This window comes from Sorangium sp. So ce185 (genome assembly GCF_051526825.1).
In the GTDB taxonomy this organism is placed as follows: Bacteria; Myxococcota_A; Polyangia; order Polyangiales; family Polyangiaceae; genus Sorangium; species Sorangium cellulosum_D.
Window position 1 is genome coordinate 12485013 of record NZ_CP150316.1, and the last position, 26381, is coordinate 12511393.

Genomic DNA, 26381 nt, shown 5'->3' on the forward strand with positions numbered 1-26381 from the left:
ATCGTCCCTGTCGAATCCCGTCCGCCCAGGCCCGCTCCGAGCAGCGGCCTGTGAGCCGCTCACCGCATGGGCGAGCAGGATGACACGAGAGCAGTCGCGACATCGTAGGCTCGTTCAGCCTCCTTCCGAGCCGCGGTTACGGAGCGCTCCGACATGAAAAATCTGGCCGGTCCGACATGAGGGATCTGGCCAGCTCGACAAGCCTGTCGACTCGGCGGCCGGGCTCATGTCAGGCGCACACGACATGAGATCACGAATCGTCGAGAAGCATCATTGGAATCAAGGAGGGACACATGACCCACAAGGGAATCACGCCGAGCAAGACTTTCGTGGACACGGCCACCCATGCCCAGAGCTGCCAGTCGATCTGCGTCCAGACGATCCAGCACTGCCTCCAGATGGGCGGCTCCCACGTGGAGCCTTCGCACCTGCGGCTCATGCAGGATTGCGCCGAGATCTGCGAGACGACCGGGACGATGCTGCTGCGCAGCTCGCCGCAGCACAACCAGGTCACGGCCGCGTGCGCGAGCATCTGCGAGCTCTGCGCTCAGAGCTGCGACCGGTTCACGGGCGACGCGCAGATGAAGGCCTGCGCCGACGAGTGCCGCCGCTGCGCCGCCGCGTGCCAGCAGGTCGCGCAGATGCGGCCGGGCGGGGCGGCCGGCGGACACCACAGCGTGCCCTGAGCCAGCCGTCGCGCCGCCGGGGGCCGGTACCTCGGGAGGCGGGCGCGGCCGCTACTCTTCCGGATACCATTCCGCTCGCCACGCCCTCATCTGCTCGAGCTCCCGCTGCTGCGCCTTTCATCGCTTCCGCCTGTTTCGCCGGCGAACGCCGCTCCGGTGTGGCCCAAACGGGGTGCCCTCCGGGACCAGTCCACCGGTACGTCATCGACGCCGAACGCGACGTGCTGCGTTGCCTTCGCGCGCTCCAAAGCTCTGTACGAGGGGCAGGAAGAGCTCGTCCACGATGGACTGGATGCGTGCGGGCTTCAGCGGCTTGAGATCCATGAGCAGGTCGTGTCGCACGAGGTCGTATGGCAGGGCGAGCACGGCGGAGGGAATGCGCTCGAGGTTGACCTCACCGCGGTCGTGGGCGCGTTGGTAGAGGATGCGGACACGCGGCTTCTGGGTGTCCATGACCTTGTCGCGCATCTGCGAGGGGGTCAGGCCGGTGCCGGCCAGCAACCCCGAGAAGGCGGCGGCTGCGGCGATGGCGAAGAAGCCGGCGAGGGCGTCGCTCAGGGCCGTCAGGTGGGCGAGCAGGTCGCTGCGCAGGGCGCCGGTGTCGGGGACCGCGACCGGGTTGGCGTCTCGGCGGTGCTGGATGGCGGCGAACACTAGCTCGTCCTTGTTCGCCCAACGACGGTACAGGACCGCGATCCCCGTGCGAGCGCGTGCGGCGACCGATTCCATGGTCAGGTTCGCGAAGCCGACCTGGACCAGCTCCTCCCAGGTCGCGTCGAGCAGATCGGCCTCGAGCTGCTGGCCGCGCCGTCTGCGGCGGACTTGCCTCTGCGTTCCCGTCGTCATGGGCCTGACCCTTTAGAGAATTTTTCATTTCTTATCAACGCCGCGGATGATAAGAGATGCATCGCTCTCTTCAACCGGAGACGGACGATGACGGATCCCGAGATGTGCGCAGCGCTGATCGTCGGCGCCGGCCCGACCGGGCTGACGCTGGCCTGCGAGCTCGCCCGCAGCGGCGTGTCCTTCCGCCTGATCGAGGCCGCCCCCGGCCCGCGGCCCGGCTCGCGCGGCAAGGGCATCCAGCCGCGCACGCTCGAGGTCTTCGACGATCTCGGCATCGTCGATCGCGTGATCGCCCACGGCCGGATGGCGATGCCGATCCTCTCCACGGCTCCCCACGGCCGGGTGACGCTGGGCGGCGCCATCCCCGAGACGTTGAAGGGTCGCTCCGACATCCCCTACCCGGCGAGCCTGATCACGCCCCAATGGCGCACCGAGGATTCGGGGCCCAGCTCGACATCCACTACCGCGGCTCTTCCCTGGTGCGCGACGACCGCGACGAGACGGCCCTGCTCCGCGCCGGCGACCGCGCCCCCGATGCGACGAAGCTGACCACGGTGGAAGGTGAACGCCGGCTGTTCGAGCTGACGCGCGGCGGGCGCTTCACGTTGCTGAGCTTCGGGCCCGCGCCTGCGATCGGCGCCTCAGCCTCCGGCCTGAGGACGCTCCACGTCGTCGGACAGCCGGCGGGCCCCGACGACGTCGCCGACACCGCTGGCCATCTCGCCCACGCCTACGGCGCGACGGAGCGCACCCTCGTGCTCATCCGCCCCGACGGCTACGTCGCCCTGATCTCCGACGCCGGCGACGCCTCGGCAGTCTCGGACCATCTCGCCGCGTTCAGCTGAGCGTTGCGACGGCGGGTCTGCGACGGGTGCGACAGGGAGCTATGACGACGGATCCCCCGTGCGCTCGGTCGAGAGCGGCAGCTCGACGCAGAAGGTCGAGCCCCGGCCGACCTCGCTCGACACGCGGATTCGGCCGCCGTGCGCCTCGACGATGGTGCGGGTGATGTAGAGGCCGAGCCCGAGCCCCCCGAAATGCTTCGATGAGACGCCGCGGCGAAATCGTTCGAAGAGCTGCGCCTGCACTTCGGCCGGGATCCCGATCCCACGGTCCGTCACCGAGAGCCGCGCGACCCGATCTTCCCGGGTGATGGCGATGTCGATCGGCTGGCGTTCCCCGAACTTGATCGCGTTGGTGAGGAGGTTGGTCACGACCTCCTCCAGGCGGTGCGGGTCCCACCGGCCGATGACCGGCTGCTCCGCGCGCACGGCGACCGCGCTGCCTGACTGCGCGATCTGATGGCCGAGGAGGGCGACGACCTCGTCCACGAGCGCGCGCAGCTCGACGGGCGCGGTGTACAGCTCGAGCCTCCCCGCCTGGATCCGGGAGACGTCGAGGAGCATATCGACGAAGTTGGTGAGGCGCTTGACCTGGCGGCCAGAGAGGGCGACCGCGGATCGCACGCGCTCGACGTCCATGCCCCGCGCCAGCCTTTGCCCCAGCGATTGGATGGCGAGCTGCAGGCTGGTGAGCGGGGTGCGGAGCTCGTGCGAGGCGATAGAGAGGAACTCGTCCCGCAGGCGCACGGCCTCCTCCGCTGCCATGCGCGCCCGCCGCTCGTCCAGGAGGAGCTGATCGCGCTGCTGCTCGGCGCGCACGCGCGCGGTGATGTCGCGGAAGCTCCAGACCCGCCCGACCACGCGCCCGCCGAGGCGCTGGGGCTGCGAATAACGCTCGAAGACGCGCCCGTCCGCGAACGGGATGGTATCGAAGCTGGACTCCTCGGGCGAGGCATAGAGAGCGCGGATCCTTCGCAGGAACGCCTCGGGATCGAGGACCTGGTCGCAGACGAACGTACAGAACGTGACGTCCGACCCGGTGGAGAGGATCTCGTCCGGGATGCGCCACATCGCCGCGAACCTGTGATTCTGACGCACGACGCGCTGCTCGTCGTCGACGACGAGGATGCCGTCCGTCGTCGATTCGAGCGTGGCCTCGAGGAGCGAGTAGGAATGGCGGAGCACCTCCTCGGCGCGCCGCCGCTCCGCGTTCTCCTGCTGCAGATCCGCATAGAGGCGCGCATTCTCGATGGAGCTGGCCGCCTGGGCCGAAAGGAGCCGGATCACCTCGACGCGATCGGGGGTGAAGGCAGAGCGGGTGAGGTCGTTTTCGAGGTAGATCACGCCGGCGAGGTGGCCCTTGTAGACGATGGGCGCGGCGAGCGAGGAGCGCGGCGCACCGCCGGCGAAGCAGGGGTCGCGCCCGAACGGCCCGTCGATCGCGAGGTCGCCGAGCAGGACGGTCTCGCGCGTCCGCGCCACGTACGTGATGACGCTGGCCGGCAGGTCCTTGCGGCCCTCGAGGGGCGCCGCGCCGAGCACGTGGACCGACGCATCCCGGATGTGGTGCTCGGCCTCGACGACGAGCCGTCCGTCACGCAGGAGCAGGAGGACGCCGCGCCGCGCGCCGGCGTTCTCGACCATGATGCGCATGAGCGCGTCGAGCAGGCGGTCGAGGACGATCTCGCCCGAGATGGCTTGGGAGGCTTTGAGCACCGAGCCGACGTCGAGCGCGGCGCCGGCCTGCGGGCTCCTCCCGCCGCGGAGGCTCTCGCCCGGGACGAGGTCGGGGTACGCGCGCTCGAGGCGCCGCATCGCCTCCGTCGCGCCCCAGCGGCCGTACGCCCTGTGCGCCTTGGCCAGGTAGGCGCCGGCGATGGTCTCCTTGCCGAGCGCGCGGAAGCAGAGGCCCGCGAGCTCGTTGCCGAGCGCCTCGTCGTGGAGATAGCCGCCGCGCTGCGCGAGCGCGATCGCCTCGTCGTAGCGGTCCCCGGCGGCGCGCGCGTCGCCGCGGGCGCGCTCGAGCTCGGCGAGGAGGAGGGCGCGGCGGTGCGCCAGGTTCTCCGGGCAGAGGTCCGCCCAGCGCGAGAGTTTTTCGGCGCAGGCCTCGGCGCGGGCGAGGAAGAGCGCGCGCTCCTCCGGGGAGACGACGTCCGCCGCCTGCGTGAACGCGATGCCTGCGTAGCCATGGAACGCGGGGTTGCCATGCCAGGCCGCCACGGCCGGGATTTCGATGTTCGGCAAGAGCGCAGCGCGCGCCGCTTCCTCGAACGCCCCCTGGAAGACGCAGAGGACGACGATGTAGAAGTGGGCGAAGAAGAACGAGGCCTGGTTGTCGATGCGGCGGGACTCCTCGATCACCTCGTCGATATCGACCCACGCCCCCTTGAGCGTGGCGGGGCGCTCGGTCTCGACCGAGAGCTGGTGCGCGATCTGTCCGACCGCGCCGACCGCCCAGGTGATGGCATTGAACTCGTCGAGCTTGCGCATCGGCTGGTAGCTCTGCGCCTCGGCGAGGAGGTCGGAGAGCGGGAGGCCGCGCAGGAGGCTGTTCGTGATGCCATTGACCGTGTTGTAGAACGACCAGATGTACTGGCCCGTTTCGAGCCCGGCGTGCATCCCGGCGACCAGCGACGCCTTGCAGGTGGCGTAGCCCTCTCGCCAGTGCTGCACGAAGGCGCCCCACATATTGCGGAGCATCGCCTCGGAATTCTTGTCCGTGTAGCGGTCCGCGAGGTCGACGGCGGCGCGGCCGAAGCGGTAGCCGAGCGCGATGTCGCCGCGGGCGCAGAGGAGCATCCCGAAGTTCATGCAGCCGAAGATCGAGTTCTTCGAGAGCCCGTGGCGCAGCGTGTTCTCGAGGATCTGTGCGACCGTGATGCCGAGGTTGTTCGTGGCCAGGAAATAGCAGGGGAGAAAGAGCTCCTGGAGCACGTCCTGCATGGCGAGGATCTCCGGGTCCTCGAGCTGCGGCAGCGCCGGCAGCGCCTCGATCGTCCTTTCCCGGACGAGATCCATCGTCGCCCGCACCTGGGCGTCGAGCATGACGTCGTCCGGGAAGGGAGGCAGGTGGATCCCGAACGGGCGCAGGGCCTCGAGCCCCTCCGCGAGCGCGGCTGGCAGGTCGTTCTTGAGCACCTGCACGTTCATCTTGAGCCGCAGCACCTCGGTGCGGTCGAGCCGGCTCGCGGCCCGCTCCAGGCCATCGGTGAGGATCGCGAGGGCGTCGTCATGCCGGCCGCAGAGCGAGAGCATCAGGGCGGTTCTCTTCGCGTACTCGAGGCGGAGCGGGTACTGTGACGCCCAGGCGTCCTCCGGAAGGCGCAGGAGGCCGAGCTGCAGGTAGCGCAGCGCGGCGCCGAAGGCGGCCGAGTCCTCGGCGCGGCATGCGGCCTCGAGGCTCATGCGGGCGAGGTGCAGGCGCTCCGCGGGGTCCGACACGAGGTCGCCCGCGCTGTTCAGGTGGCCGACGACGTCGAAGAGGCTCTGGCTCTCCGAGAGGTCTAGCTTGCCCGCGAGCAGCCGGCCGATCCGGAGGTGGAAGGCGGGTCGGTCCACCTCCGGGATCATCGCGTAGGCGCCCTCCTGGACCTTGTCATGGGCGAAGCGGTAGCCGCCGCGCCCGGCGATCACGAGCCCCTCGCTCACGGCGAGATCGAGGCGGGCGTACGCGTCTTCCGGCGAGCACTCGTTCACCGCGGCGAGCACGTCGAGGTCGAACCGGTTGCCGATCGCCGCGGCGAGGTTGAGCGCCTTCACCGTCGCCGGCGGCAGGCGCGCGATGGTGCGCACCATGAGGTCTGCGACGTTGTCCGTGTACCGGAGCGCGTCGATCGCGGCGAGGTCCCAGCGCCAGCCTGATCCGGCTGCGTACGCGAGGACGCCGTGGTCGTGCAGCGACCGGACGAACTCCTTGACGAAGAACGGGTTGCCGCCGGTCTTCTTCTGCACCGCATCGGCGAGCGGCCCACAGTCGCTGCGCTTGAGGCTATCCGAGAGCATCTCGATCAGGTGCGGGCGCGCGAGCGGGGCGAGGACGATGTTGCGCACGACGAGCCCGGCTTGCTTGAGCTCCTCGATCGCCAGGACGAACGGGTGCCCGGGCGACACCTCGTTGTCACGGTAAGCGCCGCAGAAGAGGAGCGCATCGAGCGAGTCGTCGGCGAGGAGCGCGCGGAGCAGCACGAGGCTCGCGGGGTCGATCCACTGAAGATCGTCGAGGAACAAGACGAGCGGGTGCGCGCGCCGCGCGCACACCGAGACGAACAGCAAGAAGCACCGGTTCAGGCGGTTTTGCGCCTCGATCGGGCCGAGCGACGGGACGGGCGGCTGCGGGCCGATCACGTGGGAGAGCGACGGGATGACGTCGCAGACGACCTGCGCGTTCGGCCCGAGCGCCTCGAGGAGCGCGCTCCGAAAGCGGAGGATGCGCGCATCGCTCTCGGTGAGGATCTGCCGCACGAGGCCGTCGAACGCCTGGATCACCGCGCTGTAGGGGGCGCCGCGGTTGTATTGGTCGTATTTGCCGCTCGTGAAATAGCCCTTCTGTTGCGCGAGTGGCTTCAAGATCTCGTGCACGAGCGAGGACTTCCCGATCCCCGAGTAGCCGGAGACGATGACGATCTCACGGCTGCCCTCGAGCGTGCGCTCGAACGCGGCGGTGAGCGCCTCGATGTCCTGCTCGCGGCCGTAGAGCTTCTGGTGGATCCGGAAGAGGTCCTGACGATCGCGCTGGCCCGCGACGAAGGGCTCGATCGTCCCCGTGCCGCGCAGGGCCTCGCGGCAGCGCTCGAGGTCGGCGAGCAGGCCCTCGGCGCTCTGGTAACGCTCCTCGGCGTTCTTCGCGAGCAGCTTGAGCACGACGTCGGAAACGGCCTCGGGGATGGTCGGATCGACGCGGGACGGCGGCGCGGGCGCGAGGGCGAGGTGCGCGTGAATGAGCTCCATCGGGTCCAGGGCCTCGAAGGGGCGCTGACCCGTGAGCATCTGGTACAGGATGACGCCGAGCGCGTAGAGGTCGGTCCGGTAGTCGACGCCGCGGTTCATGCGGCCTGTCTGCTCGGGGGAGACGTAGGGCAGCACGTCGGCGATGACCGCCGGCGCGTAGAGCCGTTCGTGCGCGCGGGTGATCTCGGCGTCGACGCCGAAGCCATTGATCTTGACCGCGCCGCGCGCGCCGACGAGCACGTTGTGCGGGCGCAGATCGCGGTGGACGAGCCCGGCCGCGTGCACCGCCGCGAGACCTTCCGCGAGCGCGGCCGCGAGATCGAGCGCCTCGCCGACCGGCATCCTGCGTGACGGGCGCGCGGCGAGGATCCGCGCGAGGTCGCGGCCCGGGAAGTCCTCGAGGACGACGATCAAGGAGCCGGCGAGCGCCTCGACGCCGCGCAGCGCGACGAGGCGGGGCGAGGCGAGGCGCGCGACGCGCTCGTACTGGTGCTTGAAGCGCGCGACCTCGGCGCCGGTCGATCTCTCCGCGCGCAGGACTTTCAGCAAGACCGGGACGCTGTCGCCTTCGCGGCATGCGCGGTACAGGGTGAAATCGGCGGTTTCCTCGATCTTCTCGCGGAGCAGGTAGCCTCTCTCGACGATCATCGCAAACCTTGCTCGCTCGCCCGTTAAGGCGACGCGCTGCGACCAGGCAATTTTATATTCCAAAGGGCGTGACTTGGCACCGGGGGAGCTTGGACAACGCCCAGCTCGTGCGACTCTTGGGTGTGCAGGCGCGTGAGGTCGTCAGGACACTCCGAACGCCGCCCTGGAGTCTGGACGCTCGGCGCACCGCTTGGCGACCATCGGTCCCCTGGGAGGGGTGTTCTGCCTCTCCCGGAATTTGACGGCCAGCCCGCCGTGCTGCGCAAGGGGGTGCGTTCTGGGTTCACGTCTCCTAAAAACACCGGCGAATGTGACGGATCGCGACGTTCGCCCCCGCGAAATCATCCCACCAGAAAAATCGATTGATAACGAGCGGCCGCCGGAAACAGCAGCGATTTCATAGTTTCCGCCTGTTTCGCAGGTCGACGGCGCCGCTCGTGGGTCGACCCAGCTGCCGTCGGTGGCCTTGCAGCTTTGCCACTCCGCGCTCGGGTACGGTGTGGTGGACTCCCGATCTGGGTTGAGCAGCGCGACCTCCGTCGCTGGAGCGATCGGGGTTGCGCGCACCGGCGCAGGCCGCCGTGCGGACAGGTGCATGCGTCTTGAGAGGCACGGGGGCCTCGAGTTAGGCTGAGGCATGAGGAGTCGGAGCTTTCGGATGGTTGCGGTCGGGACTTGCGCTCGGGCCGCTATCGTGCTCGCCGCTGCCGCCGTGAGCGTCGGTTGCAGGGACGTGCCCCCGGACCTCTTCGGAGACACCGCCGGGGCGACCTCGACGAGCGCCGGCACCCACGGCGCCGGCGCGGGCTCGGGAACCGCCGGCGGCGCGGGCGGCGAGGCTGGCGGGGTCGGCGGCGGGACTGGCGGGGCTGGCGGGGCTGGCGGCGGGACTGGCGGGGCTGGCGGGGCTGGCGGGAACCCGGCCGGGACGACGGCGGGCAGCGGTGGAGCCGGCGGCGGGTGCGACGAGGTCGCGTGGTACTGCGACGCGGACTCCGATGGGCATGGAGACCGGAATGCCGTCGTCGAGGCGTGCGACGCGCCGTCGGGCGGCGACGATGCGTGCGGGGGTCCCTACGTCGCGTCGAGCGACGATTGCGGTCCAAATGAAGCGAACGCTCACCCTGGAGCGGAGGCCTACCATGCCGAGCCGATGGCGCCGCCAGCCCGCGGCGGGTCGGAGTTCGACTTCGACTGCGATGGAACCGCCACACCCGATCCCGAGCAGCTCTTCGGTGGAACGGGCACCCTCGAGTGTGACCGCCTCGATTGCATCCGCCCCAATCCGCCTGAAGGTTACGGCGCGGACGCCGAGTGCGGCTCCACGAGCGAGTACTATCGCTGCGATCAGTCGATCGGGGAGCGGTGCGCCCCTCGAGCGGCGGAGGCCCCCGAACGCCTGCGCTGCAGGTGAGCGGACCAGGCAATGAAGGCGCGGTGTTGACCCGATCGTCGATGGGCGCCGACATCGCCTGACCACGACCGCTCGACGGCCCCCCGGGTCGAATTCAATCCTCCGGGGAGGCCCTCGACGGCCCCCCGGAGAGGACAGCATCGACGCCGCTCACGTCGATCTCTCCGGAGACGAGGCCGGGGAGCAGCAGATCGCGCGTCACCTTCAGGTTGCGGTTCTTCAGGACGAGCCGATGCATCATGTCCACGAGATCCGTGACGATGCGATCAAACCGGCGGAGGAGCCGCGCGGGGGGCAGCGGCAGCGCGACCTGGCGGAGGACGTCCCAGCTCGCGCGCGGCATCTTCGTGCCCTGCGACGTCTGGGTCGCGTGGGCGACGAACGCGTCGCTGGAGACGCAGCAGAGGACGAGGCCGAAGTGCTCGGGCGCCTGCGCTCGCAAGACGAGGATGTCCGACGAGCACACCGCGTCGACCGGCGTCACCCCGACCTTGTGGAAATAGGGCCGGATCTTCCCGAAGAGAATGTCGCCGGCGCGCGCGCGGAGCTTGATGCTCTGCGCTTCCCCGGCGTGCCCCCATTCGCCGAGCGCGACCGAGCGTCGCGGCAGATGCTCGAGCCCGAAGCAGGGAGTCTCGGGCGCCACGGCGCTCGGATCGACGGGATCTCGCACGTCGGCCGCGAGATCGCCGAGCCGAGCCACCCCCCAGCCCGCCGGCGCCTCGACGGGGGAGGGCGGGACCGGCGTCGCCTCCTCGCGCCCGGGGAACCGGAGGTCGACGAACCACGCGCGGTACAGCGAGCGGGCCATCTCCTCGAGGATCCCGACGCGCTTCGCGTTGTTCTCGATGAGGTCGTCGTAGGCGGAGAGGATGTCGGCGATGCGGCGCTGGACCGCGAGCGACGGCAGCCGCAGCGTGAGCTTCCCGGCGTCGGGCACGCGCATGTGCTCGACCGTCGCGCCCGAGCCGAGCGCCTTGATCTGGCGTTGCAGCTCATCGCCCCGGAGCGCGTAGAGGAGAAACCGGTTGTCCAGCTTCTTCGGGTCGGCCCTGTAGGAGAGGAGGCGCTGTCCCAGAAATACGGGCTCGCCCGTGCGCAGCAGGCCGACCTCGCCGAGGGGAGCCTCGCGGGTCAGGATGACATCCCCGCGCCGCGGCACCTGACGGCGCGTCCAGCGCTTGTAGACGTCTTCCGTGACGTACTTGACGTCGTCGAGCTCGATCCACCCGCCGCGCACGTTCGTCGTGCGGATCATCTTGTACGGCGTGATCTCGTCGACCGTCGGGGCCGTCTTGTTGACGCAGTCGACGATCGCCTCGCAGACGTCCGAGAGGGCGGCGCGCGGCCACTCCACGCGCGCCATCACGCCTCGAGGAGCGCCGCGACGTTCTCGGCGATCTTCGCCTCGATCTCCCGCGCCTCGCCGCTCAGCCGCGTGAGCTCCTCGTTCAGCCGCTCGAGCCGCTCCTTGAGGTCGACGTCCTCGGGGACCCGGCCGGCGACGCCCACGTAGCGGCCCGGGTTGAGGCTGAAGCCCTGCGCCTCGATCTCCCCGCGCGTCGCCGCCTTGCACAGCCCCGGCACGTCGGCGTACCCCCCGCCGGGGAAGCGCTCCTTCAGGAGCGCGCCGCTCCCGTGCAGGTCCTCCGGCTCCTCGCCGCGGTAGAGCCGCACGATGTTCGCGAGGAGCTCGATCTGCTCCGGCGCCAGGTCGCGATGGGAGCGGTCCACCTGCCGGTAGACGCGCCGCGCGTCGATGAAGAGCACCTTGTCCTCGCGCGCTCCCCTCGCCTTCCCCCGGTCGAGGAACCAGAGCGTGACGGGCAGGGTGACGGTGTAGAAGAAGTTCGAGCCGAGCGCGACCATCACGTCGACGGCGCCGGTCTGGATCAGCTTCCGCCGGAGCTCGAGCTCGCTGCCCCGGGCGTCGCTCGCGCCGTTGGCCATCACGAACCCGGCGCGACCCGAGGCGCTCAGGGCGCTGTAAAAGAGCTGGATCCAGAGGTAGTTCGCGCTGTCGACCGAGGGCATTCCGAACGGGAACCGATGTCTGTCGCCCTTGAGCCGCTCCCGGTCGACCGCGTTCTGGTTGAACGGCGGATTGGCCATCACGTAATCGAACTTGCCGACCTGATCGTGGACGTCCTCGTAATAGGCGTTCGCCTCGCGGATGTCGCCCGAGAGGCCGTGCACGGCGAGGTTCATCCGCGCGAGGCGGAGGGTCTGCGCGACCTTCTCGATCCCGTAGACCGCGATCTCGTCCGACGGCCGCTTCCGGTGCTCGGCGATGAAGTTCGCGCTCTGCACGAACATGCCCCCGGAGCCGCAGCAAGGGTCGTAGATCCTGCCGTGGTACGGCTCGATGATCTCGACGATGAGGCGCACGACCGAGGAGGGCGTGAAATACTCGCCGCCCTTCTGCAGCGTGCGCGGCGCGAAGTTGCCGAGGAAGTACTCGTAGATTCGACCGAAGACGTCGCCCTCGACGTCCTCCGGGATGGCGCCGAAGAGCTGGAGCAGCTCCTCGAGCGTCCTCGCGTCGAAGCGGCCGTACGTCTTCGGCAGGACGTCCTCGAGGTCCTCGTTCTCCGCCTCGATCGCCCTCATCGCGTCGTCGAGCGCCTCGCCGATGTCGGCCCCCTCGGGCAGCCGGAGGAGGCGGCTGAAGCGGGCGCCCTCCGGGACGAAGAGGACCCCCCCGGCGCGGCCGTCGCCCTTGCCGGCGCCGCCCCGGCGGCGGGACGACGCTCGCTGCCTCTCGGCCTCCGCGAAGCGGTGCTCGGCGTACTTCAGGAAGATCAGCGCGAGCACCGGCGTCGCGAACTCGGACGGCTGGAGGGCGGAGTTGGCCCGGAGCTGGTCGGCGGCGGCCCAGAGGCGCTTCTCGAAACCGGCGGGGAGGGGCATCAGTGCATGCTTCTACCCGAGGACGGGGGCGGGGTGCTCGCTCTCGCCGGGGCACCTCGCTGCCCCGCCCGTCACGCCGCCTCGCCACGCCTCCGGCGGGCGCGGGCGCGGTCGGCGGCCGCCGACGCGGGCGCGACCGGCGGCCCGGGCGGCGCCGCCAGGGTCGCGGTGGCGCACATCACATCTCCTCGAGCTCCTTGCCCTTCGTCTCGGGGATGAACGCGACGACGAACACAAGAGAGGCCGCCGCCGCGGCGGTGTAGAGCCCGTAGGCGATGCCCAGCCCGGCCACCTTGAGCGCGGGGAACGTGGCGGTGACGAGGAAGTTCGCCAGCCATTGCGCGGCCGCCGCGATCGAGAGGGCGAGGGCGCGAATGCGGTTCTCGAACATCTCCCCGAGCAGCACCCACGTCACCGGACCCCAGGACGCCCCGAAGCAGAAGACATAGAGGTTGGCCGAGAGCAGCGCGACGGGGCCGGCGGCGCCCGTCAGCACCGGGTTGCCCGCGGCGTCCTCGCCCGCGGCGCCGAACACGGCCGCCAGGGCGCCGAGCGTCAGCGCCATGCCGATGGAGCCCGCGATGAGCAGCGGCCTGCGCCCGACGCGGTCGACCGTCGCGATGGCGACGAGGGTCGTCGCGATGTTGGTGACGCCGGTGACGACCGTGATGGCGAGGGAGCTCCGCTCGGAGAACCCGACCGTCTGCCAGAGGACGCTCGAGTAATAAAAGATGACGTTGATCCCCACGAGCTGCTGAAACGCCGATAGACCGACGCCGATCCAGACGATGCGGAGCGGCCCGGGGCGCCCCCGGAGGTCCGCGAGCCTCGGCCGGCGCTCGGACGAGAGCGTCCTCTGGATGTCGAGGAGCTTCTCGCCGGCGGCTCGGCCGAGGAGGCCGCGAAGCACGGCGAGCGCCTCGGTCGCGCGCCCCCTCGCCGCGAGGTAGCGCGGGGACTCGGGGATCAGCAGCGCGCCGAGCCCGTAGAGGAGCGCCGGCGGGATGGCGCTCCAGAACATCCATCGCCAGGCGCTGGCGCCGAGCCAGAACGGGCTCGACGCCGAGCCGGCGGACGACGCGATGGCGTAATCGCCGAGCAGGGCGACGAAGATGCCGAGCACGATCGCGAGCTGCTGGAGCGATCCGAGGCGGCCGCGCAGGTGCGCCGGCGCGACCTCGGCGATGTACGCCGGGGCGACGACGCTGGCCGCGCCGATGGCCGCGCCGCCGAGCACCCGCCACGCGCTGAAGTCCCAGGGCGAGACCGCCGCCCCCGAGCCCGCCGCGCTCACGACGAAGGCCAGGGACGTGACCAGCATGGTCCGCGTGCGGCCGTAGCGGTCGGCCAGCCTGCCCGCGAGCACCGCGCCGGCGGCCGCGCCGAGCAGCGCCGAGGACACGGACAGGCCGACCGCGACCGTGTGCGCCGTGAACACCTTCTCCAGCGCGCCGACGGCGCCGTTGATCACGGCGGTGTCGAACCCGAACAGGAAGCCGCCCAGCGCCGCGACGGACGCGATAAGGACGACCCGTACCGTGGACGGCGGCTTCTCACCGCGTCCGTCCCCCTGCTGCGCTGCGGGCACGCCCATGCTCGCGGTGAACCACGAAGCGTGCCGCCGGCGCCTCGACCGTCCTGAGGCGCCGCAGCGACGGACGGGCGCCGCCCGCGCGCCCGGCGCGCTGGACGGGCGCTGGACACGGGCCTCCGCGCGCGGGCGCCTGGCCGGCGGAGCGTTCCGCGGGTACACAGGCTCTTCATGACCTCGACGCTCCTTGCCTTCTGCGGCGCCGCGCTGGTGCTGGCCGTGATCCCGGGGCCGAGCACCGCCGTCATCGTGCGGCAGGCCCTGCGCGGCGGGCGCCGCGCCGCCCTCGCCGCCATCGCCGCGAACGAGCTAGGCCTCCTCTTCTGGGCCCTCGTCGCGGCGCTCGGGGCCTCCGCGCTCGTCGAGGCCTCCGCGGTCGCCTACGACGTGCTCCGCATCGCCGGCGCGGTCGTCCTCATCGCGCTCGGCGCTCAGTCCATCCTGGGTCGGCGCCGGGCCGGCGACGGCGACGCGGGATCGGGCGCCCGCGAGCCCGCTGCCGGCGGGTGGAGCGCCTTCCGCATCGGCCTCCTCACCATCCTGGCGAACCCCAAGGCGGCCGTGTTCGCCGCCTCCTTCCTGCCGCAGTTCGTGCCGGCCGGCGCGCCGACGCTGCCAGCGCTGCTCCTGCTCTCGCTGGTGTGGGTCGCCGTGGACACGGCCTGGTACCTGGCGCTCGTCCTGCTCCTCGGTCGGCTCCAGGCGGCCATGTCCGGCGGTCGCGTGCGCCGGACGCTCGAGGCGGTCTCCGGCGTGGTCCTCGTGGCGCTCGGCGTGCGAATGGTCCTGGAGCGCCCCTGAGCGGAGCGCGGCCGCTCCGCTCACCGCGCGACGAGCGGCCCGCCCGTTACGGCTTGGTCACCTCGAAGGAAGCGACGTTCACCGAGCCGCCGAGCGACTGCGTGGCGTAGTTGAAGATGCCGAAGCGATAACCGAGGAAGAACTGCCAGTTCTTGTTCATGTTGAGCGTGTTGCCCAGGCTGGTGAACCGGGCGCCGTCCGTGCTGTAGGAGAAGCGCGCTTGCCCGCCCCCGCCGTCCGAGCGGACGTTGGCCTCCACGCGCAGCCAGATCTTGCCGCCGGACACGTCGGCGCCGGCCACCTCGTTCCCCTTGCCCGTCGTGGTCCACGAGGTGTTCATGTTGACCCCGCTGGTCATCACGACGCGCGTCGCCCCGTTTGCCTTCTTGACCCCGATCCACGCCGACACGTCGCGCAGGGCGGCGAGGCCGGCGACGTCGCCGTTCTGCATCTTGCTGTAGTCGAGCTCGATCGTCGCGATCGAGACCGGCCCTTCGACGCGGCGGGTCAGCGTGTTTCGCGCGGCATAGAGGTCGTCGGTCACCGTCGCCGTTTGCAGGGTCAGCCCAGCCCCGGAGGACCACTTGCTGTTGTCGGGGTTGTGGTTCCACTCCCACTCGGGCCTCAGGGTCTCTTTCGCGAAGGTGTCCTTGCTCGGCGGCGGCTTCACGCGATTCGATCCGCAAGGCAGGTCCGGGAAGGGGTACGTACCGCCCCATTTGCCGTCCACCAGGGTGACCGAGGGCCAGCCGTCGGTCCAGGTCATCGGGGCCATGACCGGGATGCGGCCAGCGGGGTACGAGTCGTTGAATCCCATGTAGTACCAATCCCCGTTTTGCGTCTCGACGACGCCGCCTTGATGCGGGGATCCGCCGGAGCCCGGAGCGCCAGCGTAGGGCAGCTTCACCGCGAAGGGCCGCAGCTCGTAGGGACCGAACGGCCCGTTCGTCGAGCGCAGCACATACTCGCCATTCGCATACTGCGTGACGAAAATGTAGTAGACTCCATCCTTCTTGATGAAGCGGGATCCCTCCAGCGGCCCCGAGATGTTCCCCGGCGTCTGGAACACGTTCTGGCTCTTGACCTGGCTGAAGCCGTCCGCGCTCAGCTGGGCCACGCTGATCGTGTTGTTGCCGTACGCCACGTACATGGTGTCGTCGTCGTCGATCAACAGCCCCATGTCGTAGTAACAACCACCTTTGTGCTTCTCCCACGGGCCCTCGGGGGACTTGGCGGTGAAGACCCAGCCGCCCCCCGCGTTGTGCATGCAGCCCATCCAGTAGAAGGTCTCGTTGCTCTTCCGGTACTGGAGCGTGGACGCCCAGATGCCGTTCACATAGGATCGACCCCTGGTCAGGTCGTACGACGCGTCGAAGTCGAGCACGGGAACGGAGTGTGAGACGTATTCCCAGTGGACCAGGTCGTAGGAGCGGAGCAGGGGCGCCCCCGGCGAATAGTGGAACGTGGACGCCGTGTAGTAGTAGGTGTCGTCGACGCGGATGACCTCCACGTCGGGGAGGTCTTCCCAGATGACAGGGTTGGAGTAGGTGTCAGGGCAGACGGCAGGGGCGACACCGCCGCCGCTGCCGCCGTCGCCGCCGTCGCCGCCGGCGCCATCACCGCCGCTGCCGCCGTCGCCGCCGCTGCTGGCGGCGGCGCCGGCGCCCTCACCGCCGCTGCCCGCCGGGGCGCCGGTGCTGGCCGAGCTGATGCTGCTGGAGGTCGACGACGAAGCGCCCGTACCAGAGGAGGCCGCCGCCTGCGGCTCCGGGTTGTCCTCACCGCCGCAAGCCCCGAGCAATGCCGAAACCACAAGACCAGTCACCAGGCTCGAACGAGCGTGATCCATGTTGAGCACCTACTTCATAAGTTTAATCGACACGCATCCATAGCGACGGCGAACGCCATGACGCCAAGCGGTACGGCCTGGTCGCGTGGTCGCCGTAGGTCATTCGGTGGAATGGCCCGAGGTGCCTGCTTCACCTCCTCGTCCGTCGCCCGGCTTCGTCGTAATCCAGGGTTCCGGTGCCTATTGTTAACGTTAACACGTCGATGTCAACAGGAATTCGCCTGTCGTCGGGCAAAACTGTTAACGCTCACACGAAACCTCGTCGCACTGGGATGGATTTGCGAAGCGTAGGTGGAAGAGTCGGAGGCGGGAGGCGCGGCCGGCGAGGCGCGGTTGTGGCGCCCTCGCCGAGCGCCTGACGGACCGTCCGGTCCCTCGAGCAGGTATGGACGCCACCGAGGTGGTGCCCTCGACCGCCTCGCCGACGCCGCCGCCAAGCGCGATGAGCTCGTTTGCGCTCCGGTCGACGAGGTGGTGGAAGATGCGCGGCGTCATCAGCGTCGCGGCCTGTTCCAGCCGTCGCGGGCCTGGTTCAGCCGGTAGACGACGCCCTCGGCCGCCGTGAATCGAGGGTGTCGTTCGAGCTCACCCGGGGAGCCGTGTGTCGTCGGAGGGCTCGCCGTGCGCGCGGTCGTCACCGACGCGCACGCTCTACGGTGCCGGCGTCGGCCCGGTCAGGCTCGCGTCGAGGCGCCGGAGCACCACCTCGAGCCGCTCGATCGCCGCCTTCAGGTCCGCCCGGTATTCTCGATTGTCGGTGTGGACCAGCTCCTCTCGCATCCCCACGAGCCGGATCGACAGGGCTGTCCTCACGTCTGTCGCTTCGCGCTGCTCGAGCTCAAGCTGAAGCTTGGCCATATCTCTCTCCCTGGCGAGCGGCATGTCCTTGGATCGAGGGGTGCACGGGGTACCTGGTGACGCGACGCCTCGCTGTCATCGCCACCACGGTCGATCCTCGAGGGGCCTCGCCCAGGGGAGAAATACCTGGCGGGCCATGATCCTCGCGCCGAGCGCGATCTCGGCTCACGTGAGGCCGCCTGGCGGGCTTCGCTCGACGCGCGCAGAGCGCCCCGGCGGCGTGAGGCGCCGCGCCTGGCGAGACAATTGCACGCTACGCCGAGCGCCGCCGGCGATCCCGGCGATGCCGGGATGCGATGCCGGGATGGGAGAGGGAGACATGCCGTTTCGAGATCGGGCCGACGCCGGCCGCCAGCTCGCGCCGCGGCTGGCCGCCTACGCGGGGCGGGAAGACGTCACCCTCCTGTCGCTGCCGCGAGGCGGGGTGCTGGTCGGCTTCGAGATAGCGAAGCTCCTCCGGGTGCCGCTCGACGTGCTGATCGCGCGCCGGATCGTGGCGCCGGTCAACCACCGCATGACGATCGGCGCCGTCGCGAGCGGCGGCGTCCGGGTCGTGGACGAAGAGCTCTGCCGAGCGCTGGGCGTCTCGGACAAGACCGTCCAATGGCTCGCCGATGCGGAGGCCCGGGAGGTGGAGCGCCTGGAGCGCGTCTACTACGGCTGCCACAGGGCGCCTGGCATCCGGGATCGAACGCTCCTCCTCGTCGACGACGGCGTGGCGACCGGAGCGAGCATGCGCGCCGCAGTGACGGCCGTCGAGCAAGGACGACCGGCGGGCATCGTCATCGCGGTCCCCGTCGCGTCGTACGCCGCGTACGCGGAGCTCTCCCGGCGCGCGCGCGAGTTCGTTTACTGCTACATCCGGGATCCCGTCTATTCGGTCGGGCTCTGGTACGAGGACTACACGCCGGTGTCCGAGCAGGAGGTCTGCCGGTTGCTCGGAGAGGCGCTCGACCCGAGCTCGCCGCGCGCGCCGCAGGCGCCCTGACGGGCCCCCGCGCCGGCGCGCCGGGGGCCTCCGCGTGGTATCGCTCAGGCGAGCGCGAAAAGTGGCTTTACAGAACGCGCAAATGGTGGATCATGCGGTCGCCACGCGACTGTGGGATGGATGGCCTTCAGCGCTGCGCCGCGCGTGCTCACGCACGTCGCTCGGGCGCGGACGAGGGGGCCTGTTAGGGAGGCGCGGACATGAAGCTGTTTCGGTTTGCGGGCGATGGAGGGCCACGGCTCGGGGTCGAGGACGAGCGGGGAGCGCGCCACGACCTCACGGCGGCGTCCCCGGAGGCGTTCGCGTCCGTCGCCTCGTGGCTCGCGTTGCCCGATCCCCTCGGCGCGGTGCGCGACGCGCGCGCCGCAGCCCGCCCCCTCCCGCCCGACGTCCCGCTGCTCGCCCCGATCGACGTGCAGGAGGTCTGGGCGGCGGGCGTCACCTACGAGCGCTCGCGCAACGCGCGCAAGGAAGAGAGCGCGGGCGGCGGCGATTTCTACGACCGCGTGTACGACGCCGAGCGCCCGGAGCTGTTCTTCAAGGCGACGCCCCGCCTGGTCGCCGGTCCGGGCGCGCCGGTGCGCATCCGGCGCGACTCGAGCTGGAACGTGCCCGAGCCGGAGCTCGCGCTCGTCGTGTCCGCGGCGGGCCGCATCGTCGGCTACACGGCGGGCAACGACGTCTCGTCGCGATCCATCGAGGGCGACAACCCCCTCTACCTGCCGCAGGCGAAGATCTACGACGGCTGCTGCGCGCTCGGCCCCGCCATCGCGCTCGCGGACGAGCCAGGGCTGGACCTGCGCGCGCTCTCCATCCAGCTCGCGATCCGGCGCAGGGGCGAGGCGGTGTTCGCGGGGGAGACCTCGACGGCGAGGATGCGGCGCGCGCCCGAGGAGCTCGTCGCCTACCTCACGCGCGAGCTGAGCTTCCCCGCGGGCGTCGTCCTCATGACCGGGACCGGCATCGTGCCGCCCGACTCGTTCACCCTGGAGCCTGGCGACCTCGTGGAGATCACGATTCCCGGCGCCGGCACGCTGGCAAACCCGGTATCCGCAGGTTGACGAGGCGCATCGTATGAAGATCGAGACATCGAGACGTTCATCTCCGGCCCCGCGCTGAAACCATGGAATTCTTCGCCCACAACGCCGCCACCGGGGAAAAGCTCGGCGCCTACCGCGACGCCACCGCCGCCGAGATCGACGCCGCCGCGCGCGCCGCCGCGGCGGCGGCGCAGGCCTTCGCCGACCTCGCGCCGGAGCTGCGCGCCCGGTTCCTGGAGACCGCCGCCGACGAGATCATGGCGCTCGGCGAACCCCTGATCCAGACCGCGCACCGGGAGACCGGGCTGCCCGTCGCCCGCCTCGAAGGCGAACGCGGCCGCACCACCGGCCAGCTGCGCCTCTTCGCCGCGGTCGTGCGCGAGGGCTCCTGGGTCGACGCGCGGATCGATCCCGCGCTGCCGGACCGCAAGCCGCTCCCGCGCCCCGACCTGCGCCGCATGCTGCGGCCGATCGGCCCGGTCGCCGTCTTCGGCGCGAGCAATTTCCCCCTCGCGTTCTCCGTTGCGGGCGGCGACACGGCCTCCGCCCTCGCCGCAGGCAACCCGGTCGTGGTCAAGGCCCACCCGGCGCATCCCGGCACCTCCGACCTCGTGGCCTCGGCCCTGCGCTCCGCCGTCGAGAAGGCGGGCCTGCCCGCGGGCGTGTTCGGCATGGTGCACGGCGCCTCGCCCGAGGTGTCGCTCCTGCTGGTGCGCCACGAGGCGATCCAGGCGGTGGGCTTCACCGGGTCCACCCGCGCCGGCCGCGCCCTCTGCGACGCCGCGGCCGCCCGCCCGCGGCCGATCCCCGTCTTCGCCGAGATGAGCAGCATCAACCCGCTTGTCGTGCTGCCCGGCGCGCTGCGCGAGCGCCGCGACGCGATCGCCGAAGGGCTGACCAACTCGTGCACGCTCGGCGTCGGCCAGTTCTGCACCAAGCCGGGCCTGGTCCTCGGGTTGGCCTCGCCTGAATGGGATGCGTTTGCTCAGTCGGTCGCCGGCCGAGCCCGCGCCGTCGCTCCCGGCGTGATGCTGCACGCCGGTATCCAGGAGTCGTTCGACCGCTCCGTGCGGGAGCTGAAAGGCGTGGAGTGGCTGACCGACGCAGGCGCGCGCGTCGCTCGCGTCTCCGCCGCCGACTTCGCGCGGCAGCCGCACCTCGCGCACGAGATCTTCGGACCGTACGCGCTGCTCGTCACCGCATCGAGCCGCGGAGAGTTGCTTCAGCTCCTCGGCGCGCTCGAAGGCCAGCTGACCGCCACGCTCCAGGGGACCGCCGAGGATCTCGCCGCCGCCCAGGACCTTGTCGATGTCCTCAGCCGGGTCGCGGGCCGCCTCGTCTTCAACGGCTATCCGACGGGCGTTGAGGTGTCGCACGCCATTCACCACGGCGGGCCGTATCCGGCGAGCAGCGACGTGCGCTTCACCTCGGTTGGAACCGCGGCCATCTTCCGCTTCGCGCGCCCCGTTTGCTACCAGTCGTGCCCGCCCGCGCTGCTCCCGCCGGAGCTGCGTGACGAGAACCCGCTCGGGATATCGCGCCTCGTCGACGGCCAGTCCACCCGCGCTCCCGTCGCTCCCCGCGCATGAGCCGCGATCCGGTATTCGAGTCTGGCAGCGAGGCGATCTACGCCCTGCGCACCACCGCGCCCGGGCCGTCGGGGCGCCTCCCGCTCGGCGCCGAGCAGCTGCGCGCCATGTCCAGCGGCGAGCTGTTCGGCTTGACTCAGAATGCCGGGATGGGGTGGGATCCTGCGCGCCTGCGCGGCAAGCAGTTCCTCGTGCTCAGCACGCAGGGGGGCATCCGCGCGCCCGACGGCGCGCCGATCGCGCTCGGGTATCACACGGGACACTGGGAGGTCGGGCTGCTCATGGAGGAGGCCGCCCGTACATTCACGGCCAGCGGGGGCATTCCGTTCGCCGGTTATGTCAGCGATCCATGCGACGGGCGGACCAATGGCACCGTCGGCATGCTCGACAGCCTCCCTTATCGCAATGACGCCGCCATCGTATTTCGAAGGCTGATACGCTCGCTGCCCACGCGCCGGGGCGTGCTCGGCGTCGCCACGTGCGACAAGGGTTTGCCGGCCATGTTGATGGCGCTCGCCGGCACACCCGACCTCCCCACGGTGCTCGTGCCGGGAGGCGTCACGCTCCTCGCGGAGGAGGCGGAGGACACCGCCAAGGTCCAGACCCTCGCGGCGCGCTACGCGCGCGGGGAGGTGAGCCTCGACCACGCCGCCGAGATGGGCTGCCGCGCCTGCGGCTCCCCCGGCGGCGGCTGCCAGTTCATGGGGACGGCCGCGACGAGCCAGGTGGTGGCGGAGGCGCTCGGCCTCGCCCTCCCGCACGGCGCGCTCAGCCCGTCGGGCGCCGAGATCTGGCGCGACCTCGCCCGCCGTTCCGCGCACGCGCTCATGGCCCTCGAGCGAAGCGGCGTGACTACGCGGGACATCGTCACCGACGATTCCATCCACAACGCCATGGTGCTGCACGCCGCCGTCGGCGGGTCGACGAATCTGGTGCTCCACGTGCCGGCGATCGCCCATGCAGCCGGGCTTCGACGCCCCACGGTGGACGACTGGGCGCGCATCAACGCCCTCGTTCCGCGCCTCGTGGACGTGTTGCCCAACGGGCCACGACATTATGCCACGGTTCAGGTCTTCCTCGCGGGAGGCGTCCCGGAGGTCATGCTCCACCTGCGCGAGCTTGGCCTGCTGCGGCTCGGCGCGCGCACCGTCAGCGGCCGGACCTTGGGCGAAAACCTCGAATGGTGGGAGCGCAGCGAACGGCGCCGGCGCCTGCGCGACAAGCTGCAGCAGCTGGACGGCATCGACCCGGACGACGTGATCATGTCCGCCGGGAAGGCCCGTGAGCGCGGCCTCACCAGCACGGTGACCTTCTTGCGCGGCAACCTCGCGCCCGAGGGAGCGCTCGTGAAGAGCACCGCCATTGCTCCCCAGGTGATCGGACCGGACGGCGTTTATCTGCACGAAGGGCCTGCGCGCGTGTTCGGCAGCGAGGACGCGGCGATCGAGGCGATCAAGACGGGCGCCGTGCAACCGGGTGACGTGATGGTGCTGCTCGGCATCGGTCCCGGTATCGGAATGCCGGAGACCTACCAGATCACCTCCGCCCTCAAGCACGTGAAGGACGGGCACCGTATCGCCCTGGTCACGGACGGTCGTTTTTCGGGCGTGTCCACCGGGGCGTGCATCGGCCATGTCAGCCCGGAGGCGTGGGCGGGTGGGCCCATCGGGCGCGTGCGCGACGGCGACCGCGTCCGGCTTCGGATCGACACGCGCAAGCTGGAGGGGACGGTGGACGTCGTCGGCGTGGAGGCCGACGGTCTTGCCGCCCGCTTGCCCAATCCAGCCCTGAAGCCCGACGACCGCGTGAGCGCGGATACGCGGCTATGGGCTGCGCTTCAGGATGCCAGCGGCGGCAGCTGGGGTGGGTGCGTCTATGATGCGGAGCGCATCATCGGGCTCCTCGGCCGCGCCATGGCGGCGGAGCGCTAGCGCGCGGCGCCGCGGGTGTTCAGGTAGACCGCGTACAGCGAGGTCGTGCCGCAGATGAACAGGCGGTTGCGCTTGGCGCCGCCGAAGCAGACGTTGGACACGGTCTCGGGGATCAGCACCTTGCCGAGCAGCGCGCCGTCGCTCGCGTGGCAGTGCACGCCGTCGCCGGCCGACAGCCACAGGTTGCCGTGCACGTCGACGCGGAAGCCGTCGTACACCCCCACCGGGCAGGTCGCGAACACCTCGCCGCCGGTCAGCGCGCCGTTCGCGTCGACGCGGAACCTGCGCACGTGGTGCGGGCCGTCCTTCGCGTGCGTCGCGCCGGTGTCGGCGACGTACAGCAGCGACTCGTCCGGCGAGAAGGCGAGGCCGTTGGGCTGCACGAAGTCGCTCGCGACGACCGTCAGCGCGAGGGAGACCGGGTCGAGCCGGTAGACGCGCTGCGCGCCCTGCTCGTTCGGCGACGCGTCGCCCTCGTAGTCGCTGTCGATGCCGTAGCTCGGGTCGGTGAACCAGATGCTGCCGTCGGACTTCACGACAACGTCGTTCGGCGAGTTCAGCCGCTTGCCCTCGAAGTGCGACGCGAGCACCGTGCGCGAGCCGTCGTGCTCGGTGCGCGAGACGCAGCGGCCGCGGTGCTCGCACGAGACGAGGCGGCCCTGCAGGTCGACCGTGTGGCCGTTGGCGTTCATCGCGGGCTGGCGGAACACCGAGACCGAGCCGTCGGTCTCGTCCCAGCGCATCATGCGGTCGTTCGGGATGTCCGACCAGACGAGGTAGCGCCCCGCCGGGAACCACGCCGGCCCCTCCGCCCAGCGGCAGCCCGTGTACAGCTTCTCGACGTGCACGTGCGGGAGCGCGACCTTGCGGAAGCGCGGGTCGATCACCTGGAAGCTCGGCGTCAGCTCGATGACCATCGGGTCCTCAAAACACCGAAAGCCCGATACCCCCTGGGTCGTCGGGCTTTCGAGCATCTGTCCCGCGCTGCTTCTTCGATCGTTCCAGCCGCTGTCCCGGCTGTCTCAGCCAGCCCCTCGGGCTGGCTGGATTCCTCAATCATCTCGGGTGGGCCATGAAGGACTTGAACCTTCAGCCAATGGATTAAGAGTCCACTGCTCTACCAATTGAGCTAATGGCCCGAGTAGTTTGTCAAACCGACGGATTCTGGAACAGTCCCCGGGACTTCTCTGGATCGCTTGCGTCGTCCGTTGAGCCCGGCACGCCCGGCCTGATTCGAACAGGCGACTTTCGGATTCGAAGTCCGACGCTCTATCCAGCTGAGCTACGGGCGCTCCTGCGCGCCCCTCGGCGGGGCTCGCGAAACGCTTCTAACCGCACCGGAGCCGATATGTCAAGGCGATGAAGCATCCCGATGCGCAATTCTCAGGCCGCCACCCCCGCTGAGCCCGGACGGGCGTCGCCCTGCGCTCGCCCGCGCCCCGCCGGCGACGGCGGCGAAAGAAATTCTCTGCCCGCCGCGCCGCGGGGTAGGGTCCGCCCCCGTCATGCCGTTGCTTCGCCCGTTCACCCGCCGTTGCTTCGCGTCCCGGGGCCCTGTCGCCGCCCTCCTGCTCGCGCTCTCGGTCGCGGCGCCGGCCCTCGGCGCCCCGGCGGGTGCGCGGCCGGCCTCGGTGGAGCAGCCGCCGGACCGGCGGCCGCAGGGCAAGCGCCCCGCCGCGCGCCGCAGCTCGACCGGCGTCGAGGGCGGATCGCGCGCCGCGCGCGGCGCCGGGGCGAAGGGGACGGCCGCGGACCGCGCGAGCAAGAAGCGCGCGGCGCGGCGGGACGAGACCTCCCGCGCGGCGCGCGGCGGCACCGCCGCCGAGGCCGACGATCGCAAGCCGCTGTCGACGGGGGCGCCCAACCGCGGGCGGCTGAACGGCGCCGTGCGGCTCCGGTCGTCGCGGCACCTCAAGACGCGCGAGGGCGCAAGGACCTGGGGGCTGCCCGTGCTCGTGAAGGCCCTGCGGCGCGCCGCCTTCCAGGTGGCCAAGAAGCACGGCGACTCCGCGCTGCTCGTCGGAGATCTCTCGGCCAGGACGGGCGGCCGCCTCGACGGGCACAACTCCCACCAGACGGGGCGCGACGCCGACGTCGGGTTCTACGTCGTGAACTCGAAGGGCAAGACGCTGCGCATGGACCGGTTCGTGGCGTTCGACGACAAGGGCGACGCCATCGGCCTCCCCGGGGCGCGCTTCGACGACAAGCGCAACTGGGCGCTCGTCGAGGCGCTGCTCCAGGACCGCCAGGCAGGCGTCAAATACCTGTTCGTGACCGACGCGCTGCGGGCGCGGCTGCTCGCGTACGCCGCGAAGACGCGCGTCCCGGCGGAGCTCCGGAGCCGCGCCGCCGCCGCGATGATGAGCCCCAGGGACGCCGACCTGCACAACGACCACTTCCACATCCGCGTGGCGTGCCCCCCGTCGATGCGCGCCGCCTGCGTCGAGGAGTCGCTGGCCCGCCCGGCGTGCGACGCCGACGCGGCGAAGAAGCCCCTCGAGGCCACCGCGCCCGCGGCCGCGGCCGACGGCGCGGCGCACGTCGCAGCAGCGCCAGCGGCCCCGGCGGACGGCGCGGCGCACGTCGTAGCGGCGCCCGCCCCCCGCTGACGCCCGGCCGCGCTCAGACCGCCGGCGCGGCCCCGGGCGGCGCCGCGCCGTCCGCGAGCTCCACCACCACCGGCGCGTGATCCGAGGGGCGCTGGAGCTCCCGCGGGCGCGTGTCGATCGACACATCCGCGCAGCGCTCGGCCAGCGGGCGCGTCACCAGCGCGAGATCGATGCGGAGGCCCTTGTTGCGCCGGAACGCGCCCATCCGGTAATCCCACCAGCTGTACGCCGCCTTGGCGGGGTGACAGGCGCGGAACGCGTCGACGAGCCCCCACTCCATCAGGCGGCCCAGCGCCGCCCGCTCGTCGGGGTGGAAGAGCACCTGCCCTTCCCACTTCTTCGGCTCGGCGACGTCGATGGGCTCGGGCGCCACGTTGAAGTCGCCGCAGATCAGGAGCTGCTGATCGGGCCGGTGCCTCGCCTCGAGCTCGCGCCGGAGCCGCTCCAGCCACGCGAGCTTGTACGCGAAGGCCGGCGTCCCCACCGCCTGCCCGTTGGGCACGTAGACGTTGATGATCCGGATCCCCTCGACCGTGGCCGACAGCATCCGCCGGGCGACGTCTTCCTCGTCGCCGTCGAGGCCCTTCTTCACGTCGTCCACCGACAGCCCGAAGCGCGCGGCGATCGCGACGCCGTTGTAGGACTTCTGGCCGAAGATGATCGAGCGGTAGCCCACCTCGGAGAGCGCCGCCTCGGGGAAGCTGCCGTCCTCGACCTTCGTCTCCTGCATGCAAACGACGTCGGGCGCGGCGCGGACCAGCCAGCTCGTGAGCTGCTCGAGCCGCGTGCGGATGGAGTTCACGTTCCAGGACGCGATGCGCATAGGTCGCCT

The 26381-nt window shown here is 70.8% G+C and carries 19 protein-coding genes and 2 tRNA genes; 10 read left to right on the top strand and 11 right to left on the bottom strand.

Features of this window, described 5'->3' with window-relative positions; genetic code table 11:
- Nucleotides 1-293: 293 nt before the first annotated feature.
- The gene (locus tag WMF26_RS46100; RefSeq protein ID WP_437997888.1) at nt 294-686 is read left to right on the top strand and encodes a four-helix bundle copper-binding protein; all 393 of its coding nucleotides are present in this window, start codon (nt 294-296) and stop codon (nt 684-686) included.
- Between the two features lie 201 nt (nt 687-887).
- Here the strand turns inward: WMF26_RS46100 and WMF26_RS46105 are convergent, their stop codons facing one another.
- The gene (locus tag WMF26_RS46105) at nt 888-1532 is read right to left on the bottom strand and encodes a TetR/AcrR family transcriptional regulator (RefSeq protein ID WP_437997889.1); all 645 of its coding nucleotides are present in this window, start codon (nt 1530-1532) and stop codon (nt 888-890) included.
- Between the two features lie 87 nt (nt 1533-1619).
- On the opposite strand from WMF26_RS46105, the gene WMF26_RS46110 reads away from it, so the two are divergent.
- Both WMF26_RS46110 and WMF26_RS46115 read left to right on the top strand, forming a co-directional pair.
- Nucleotides 1620-2081 (top strand): FAD-dependent monooxygenase, encoded by a 462-nt coding sequence (locus tag WMF26_RS46110; RefSeq protein WP_437997890.1) that lies wholly within the window; start codon nt 1620-1622, stop codon nt 2079-2081.
- A 5-nt stretch (nt 2082-2086) separates the two neighbouring features.
- Nucleotides 2087-2377, top strand: a complete 291-nt coding sequence (locus WMF26_RS46115; protein WP_437997891.1) for a hypothetical protein — start codon at nt 2087-2089, stop codon at nt 2375-2377.
- A 39-nt stretch (nt 2378-2416) separates the two neighbouring features.
- Here WMF26_RS46115 and WMF26_RS46120 read toward each other — a convergent pair whose 3' ends face one another.
- On the bottom strand, nt 2417-7969 hold the full coding sequence (locus WMF26_RS46120; protein ID WP_437997892.1) for an AAA family ATPase: 5553 nt from the start codon (nt 7967-7969) through the stop codon (nt 2417-2419).
- Between the two features lie 712 nt (nt 7970-8681).
- On the opposite strand from WMF26_RS46120, the gene WMF26_RS46125 reads away from it, so the two are divergent.
- Complete coding sequence (locus tag WMF26_RS46125) at nt 8682-9383, top strand: hypothetical protein (protein ID WP_437997893.1); 702 nt, start codon at nt 8682-8684, stop codon at nt 9381-9383.
- A 94-nt stretch (nt 9384-9477) separates the two neighbouring features.
- Here WMF26_RS46125 and WMF26_RS46130 read toward each other — a convergent pair whose 3' ends face one another.
- The 3 genes from WMF26_RS46130 to WMF26_RS46140 form a co-directional block, all read right to left on the bottom strand.
- Nucleotides 9478-10749, bottom strand: coding sequence for a restriction endonuclease subunit S (locus WMF26_RS46130; RefSeq protein WP_437997894.1), 1272 nt, complete (start codon nt 10747-10749; stop codon nt 9478-9480).
- On the bottom strand, nt 10749-12293 hold the full coding sequence (locus WMF26_RS46135) for a type I restriction-modification system subunit M (RefSeq protein WP_437997895.1): 1545 nt from the start codon (nt 12291-12293) through the stop codon (nt 10749-10751). The genes WMF26_RS46130 and WMF26_RS46135 overlap by 1 nt, the downstream gene beginning before the upstream one ends.
- 178 nt (nt 12294-12471) lie before the next feature.
- Nucleotides 12472-13887, bottom strand: coding sequence for a sugar porter family MFS transporter (locus WMF26_RS46140; RefSeq protein ID WP_437997896.1), 1416 nt, complete (start codon nt 13885-13887; stop codon nt 12472-12474).
- Between the two features lie 168 nt (nt 13888-14055).
- On the opposite strand from WMF26_RS46140, the gene WMF26_RS46145 reads away from it, so the two are divergent.
- Nucleotides 14056-14685: a LysE family translocator gene (locus tag WMF26_RS46145; RefSeq protein WP_437334366.1), complete on the top strand. Its 630-nt coding sequence runs from the start codon at nt 14056-14058 to the stop codon at nt 14683-14685.
- Nucleotides 14686-14731: 46 nt separating this feature from the next.
- Here WMF26_RS46145 and WMF26_RS46150 read toward each other — a convergent pair whose 3' ends face one another.
- A complete protein-coding gene (locus WMF26_RS46150; RefSeq protein ID WP_437997897.1) occupies nt 14732-16498 on the bottom strand; it encodes a glycoside hydrolase family 43 protein in 1767 nt (588 codons plus the stop codon).
- Between the two features lie 687 nt (nt 16499-17185).
- Nucleotides 17186-17392, bottom strand: coding sequence for a hypothetical protein (locus WMF26_RS46155; RefSeq protein ID WP_437997898.1), 207 nt, complete (start codon nt 17390-17392; stop codon nt 17186-17188).
- Between the two features lie 319 nt (nt 17393-17711).
- On the opposite strand from WMF26_RS46155, the gene WMF26_RS46160 reads away from it, so the two are divergent.
- The 4 genes from WMF26_RS46160 to WMF26_RS46175 all read left to right on the top strand — a co-directional run bounded on the left by WMF26_RS46160 (nt 17712) and on the right by WMF26_RS46175 (nt 22940).
- Entirely contained in the window at nt 17712-18380 is a 669-nt protein-coding gene (locus WMF26_RS46160) for a phosphoribosyltransferase (protein ID WP_437952435.1), read from the top strand.
- Nucleotides 18381-18580: 200 nt separating this feature from the next.
- On the top strand, nt 18581-19441 hold the full coding sequence (locus WMF26_RS46165; protein WP_437952436.1) for a fumarylacetoacetate hydrolase family protein: 861 nt from the start codon (nt 18581-18583) through the stop codon (nt 19439-19441).
- A gap of 62 nt (nt 19442-19503) precedes the next feature.
- Nucleotides 19504-21009, top strand: a complete 1506-nt coding sequence (locus WMF26_RS46170; protein ID WP_437997899.1) for an aldehyde dehydrogenase (NADP(+)) — start codon at nt 19504-19506, stop codon at nt 21007-21009.
- Nucleotides 21006-22940 carry a YjhG/YagF family D-xylonate dehydratase gene (locus WMF26_RS46175; protein ID WP_437997900.1) on the top strand — a complete coding sequence of 645 codons (1935 nt, stop codon included), beginning with the start codon at nt 21006-21008 and terminating at the stop codon, nt 22938-22940. The genes WMF26_RS46170 and WMF26_RS46175 overlap by 4 nt, the downstream gene beginning before the upstream one ends.
- On the opposite strand, the gene WMF26_RS46180 is transcribed toward WMF26_RS46175, so the two are convergent.
- The 3 genes from WMF26_RS46180 to WMF26_RS46190 all read right to left on the bottom strand — a co-directional run bounded on the left by WMF26_RS46180 (nt 22937) and on the right by WMF26_RS46190 (nt 24232).
- Nucleotides 22937-23857, bottom strand: coding sequence for an SMP-30/gluconolactonase/LRE family protein (locus WMF26_RS46180; RefSeq protein WP_437334382.1), 921 nt, complete (start codon nt 23855-23857; stop codon nt 22937-22939). The two genes, WMF26_RS46175 and WMF26_RS46180, sit on opposite strands and share 4 nt — an antisense overlap.
- A gap of 149 nt (nt 23858-24006) precedes the next feature.
- Nucleotides 24007-24079: transfer RNA gene (locus tag WMF26_RS46185), tRNA-Lys, on the bottom strand.
- Nucleotides 24080-24158: 79 nt separating this feature from the next.
- A tRNA-Arg gene (locus WMF26_RS46190) sits at nt 24159-24232 on the bottom strand.
- 213 nt (nt 24233-24445) lie between these two features.
- Here WMF26_RS46190 and WMF26_RS46195 point away from each other — a divergent pair.
- Complete coding sequence (locus tag WMF26_RS46195; RefSeq protein WP_437997901.1) at nt 24446-25549, top strand: penicillin-insensitive murein endopeptidase; 1104 nt, start codon at nt 24446-24448, stop codon at nt 25547-25549.
- A 13-nt stretch (nt 25550-25562) separates the two neighbouring features.
- On the opposite strand, the gene xth is transcribed toward WMF26_RS46195, so the two are convergent.
- Nucleotides 25563-26372, bottom strand: a complete 810-nt coding sequence (gene xth, locus WMF26_RS46200) for an exodeoxyribonuclease III (RefSeq protein ID WP_437997902.1) — start codon at nt 26370-26372, stop codon at nt 25563-25565.
- Nucleotides 26373-26381 lie beyond the last annotated feature (9 nt).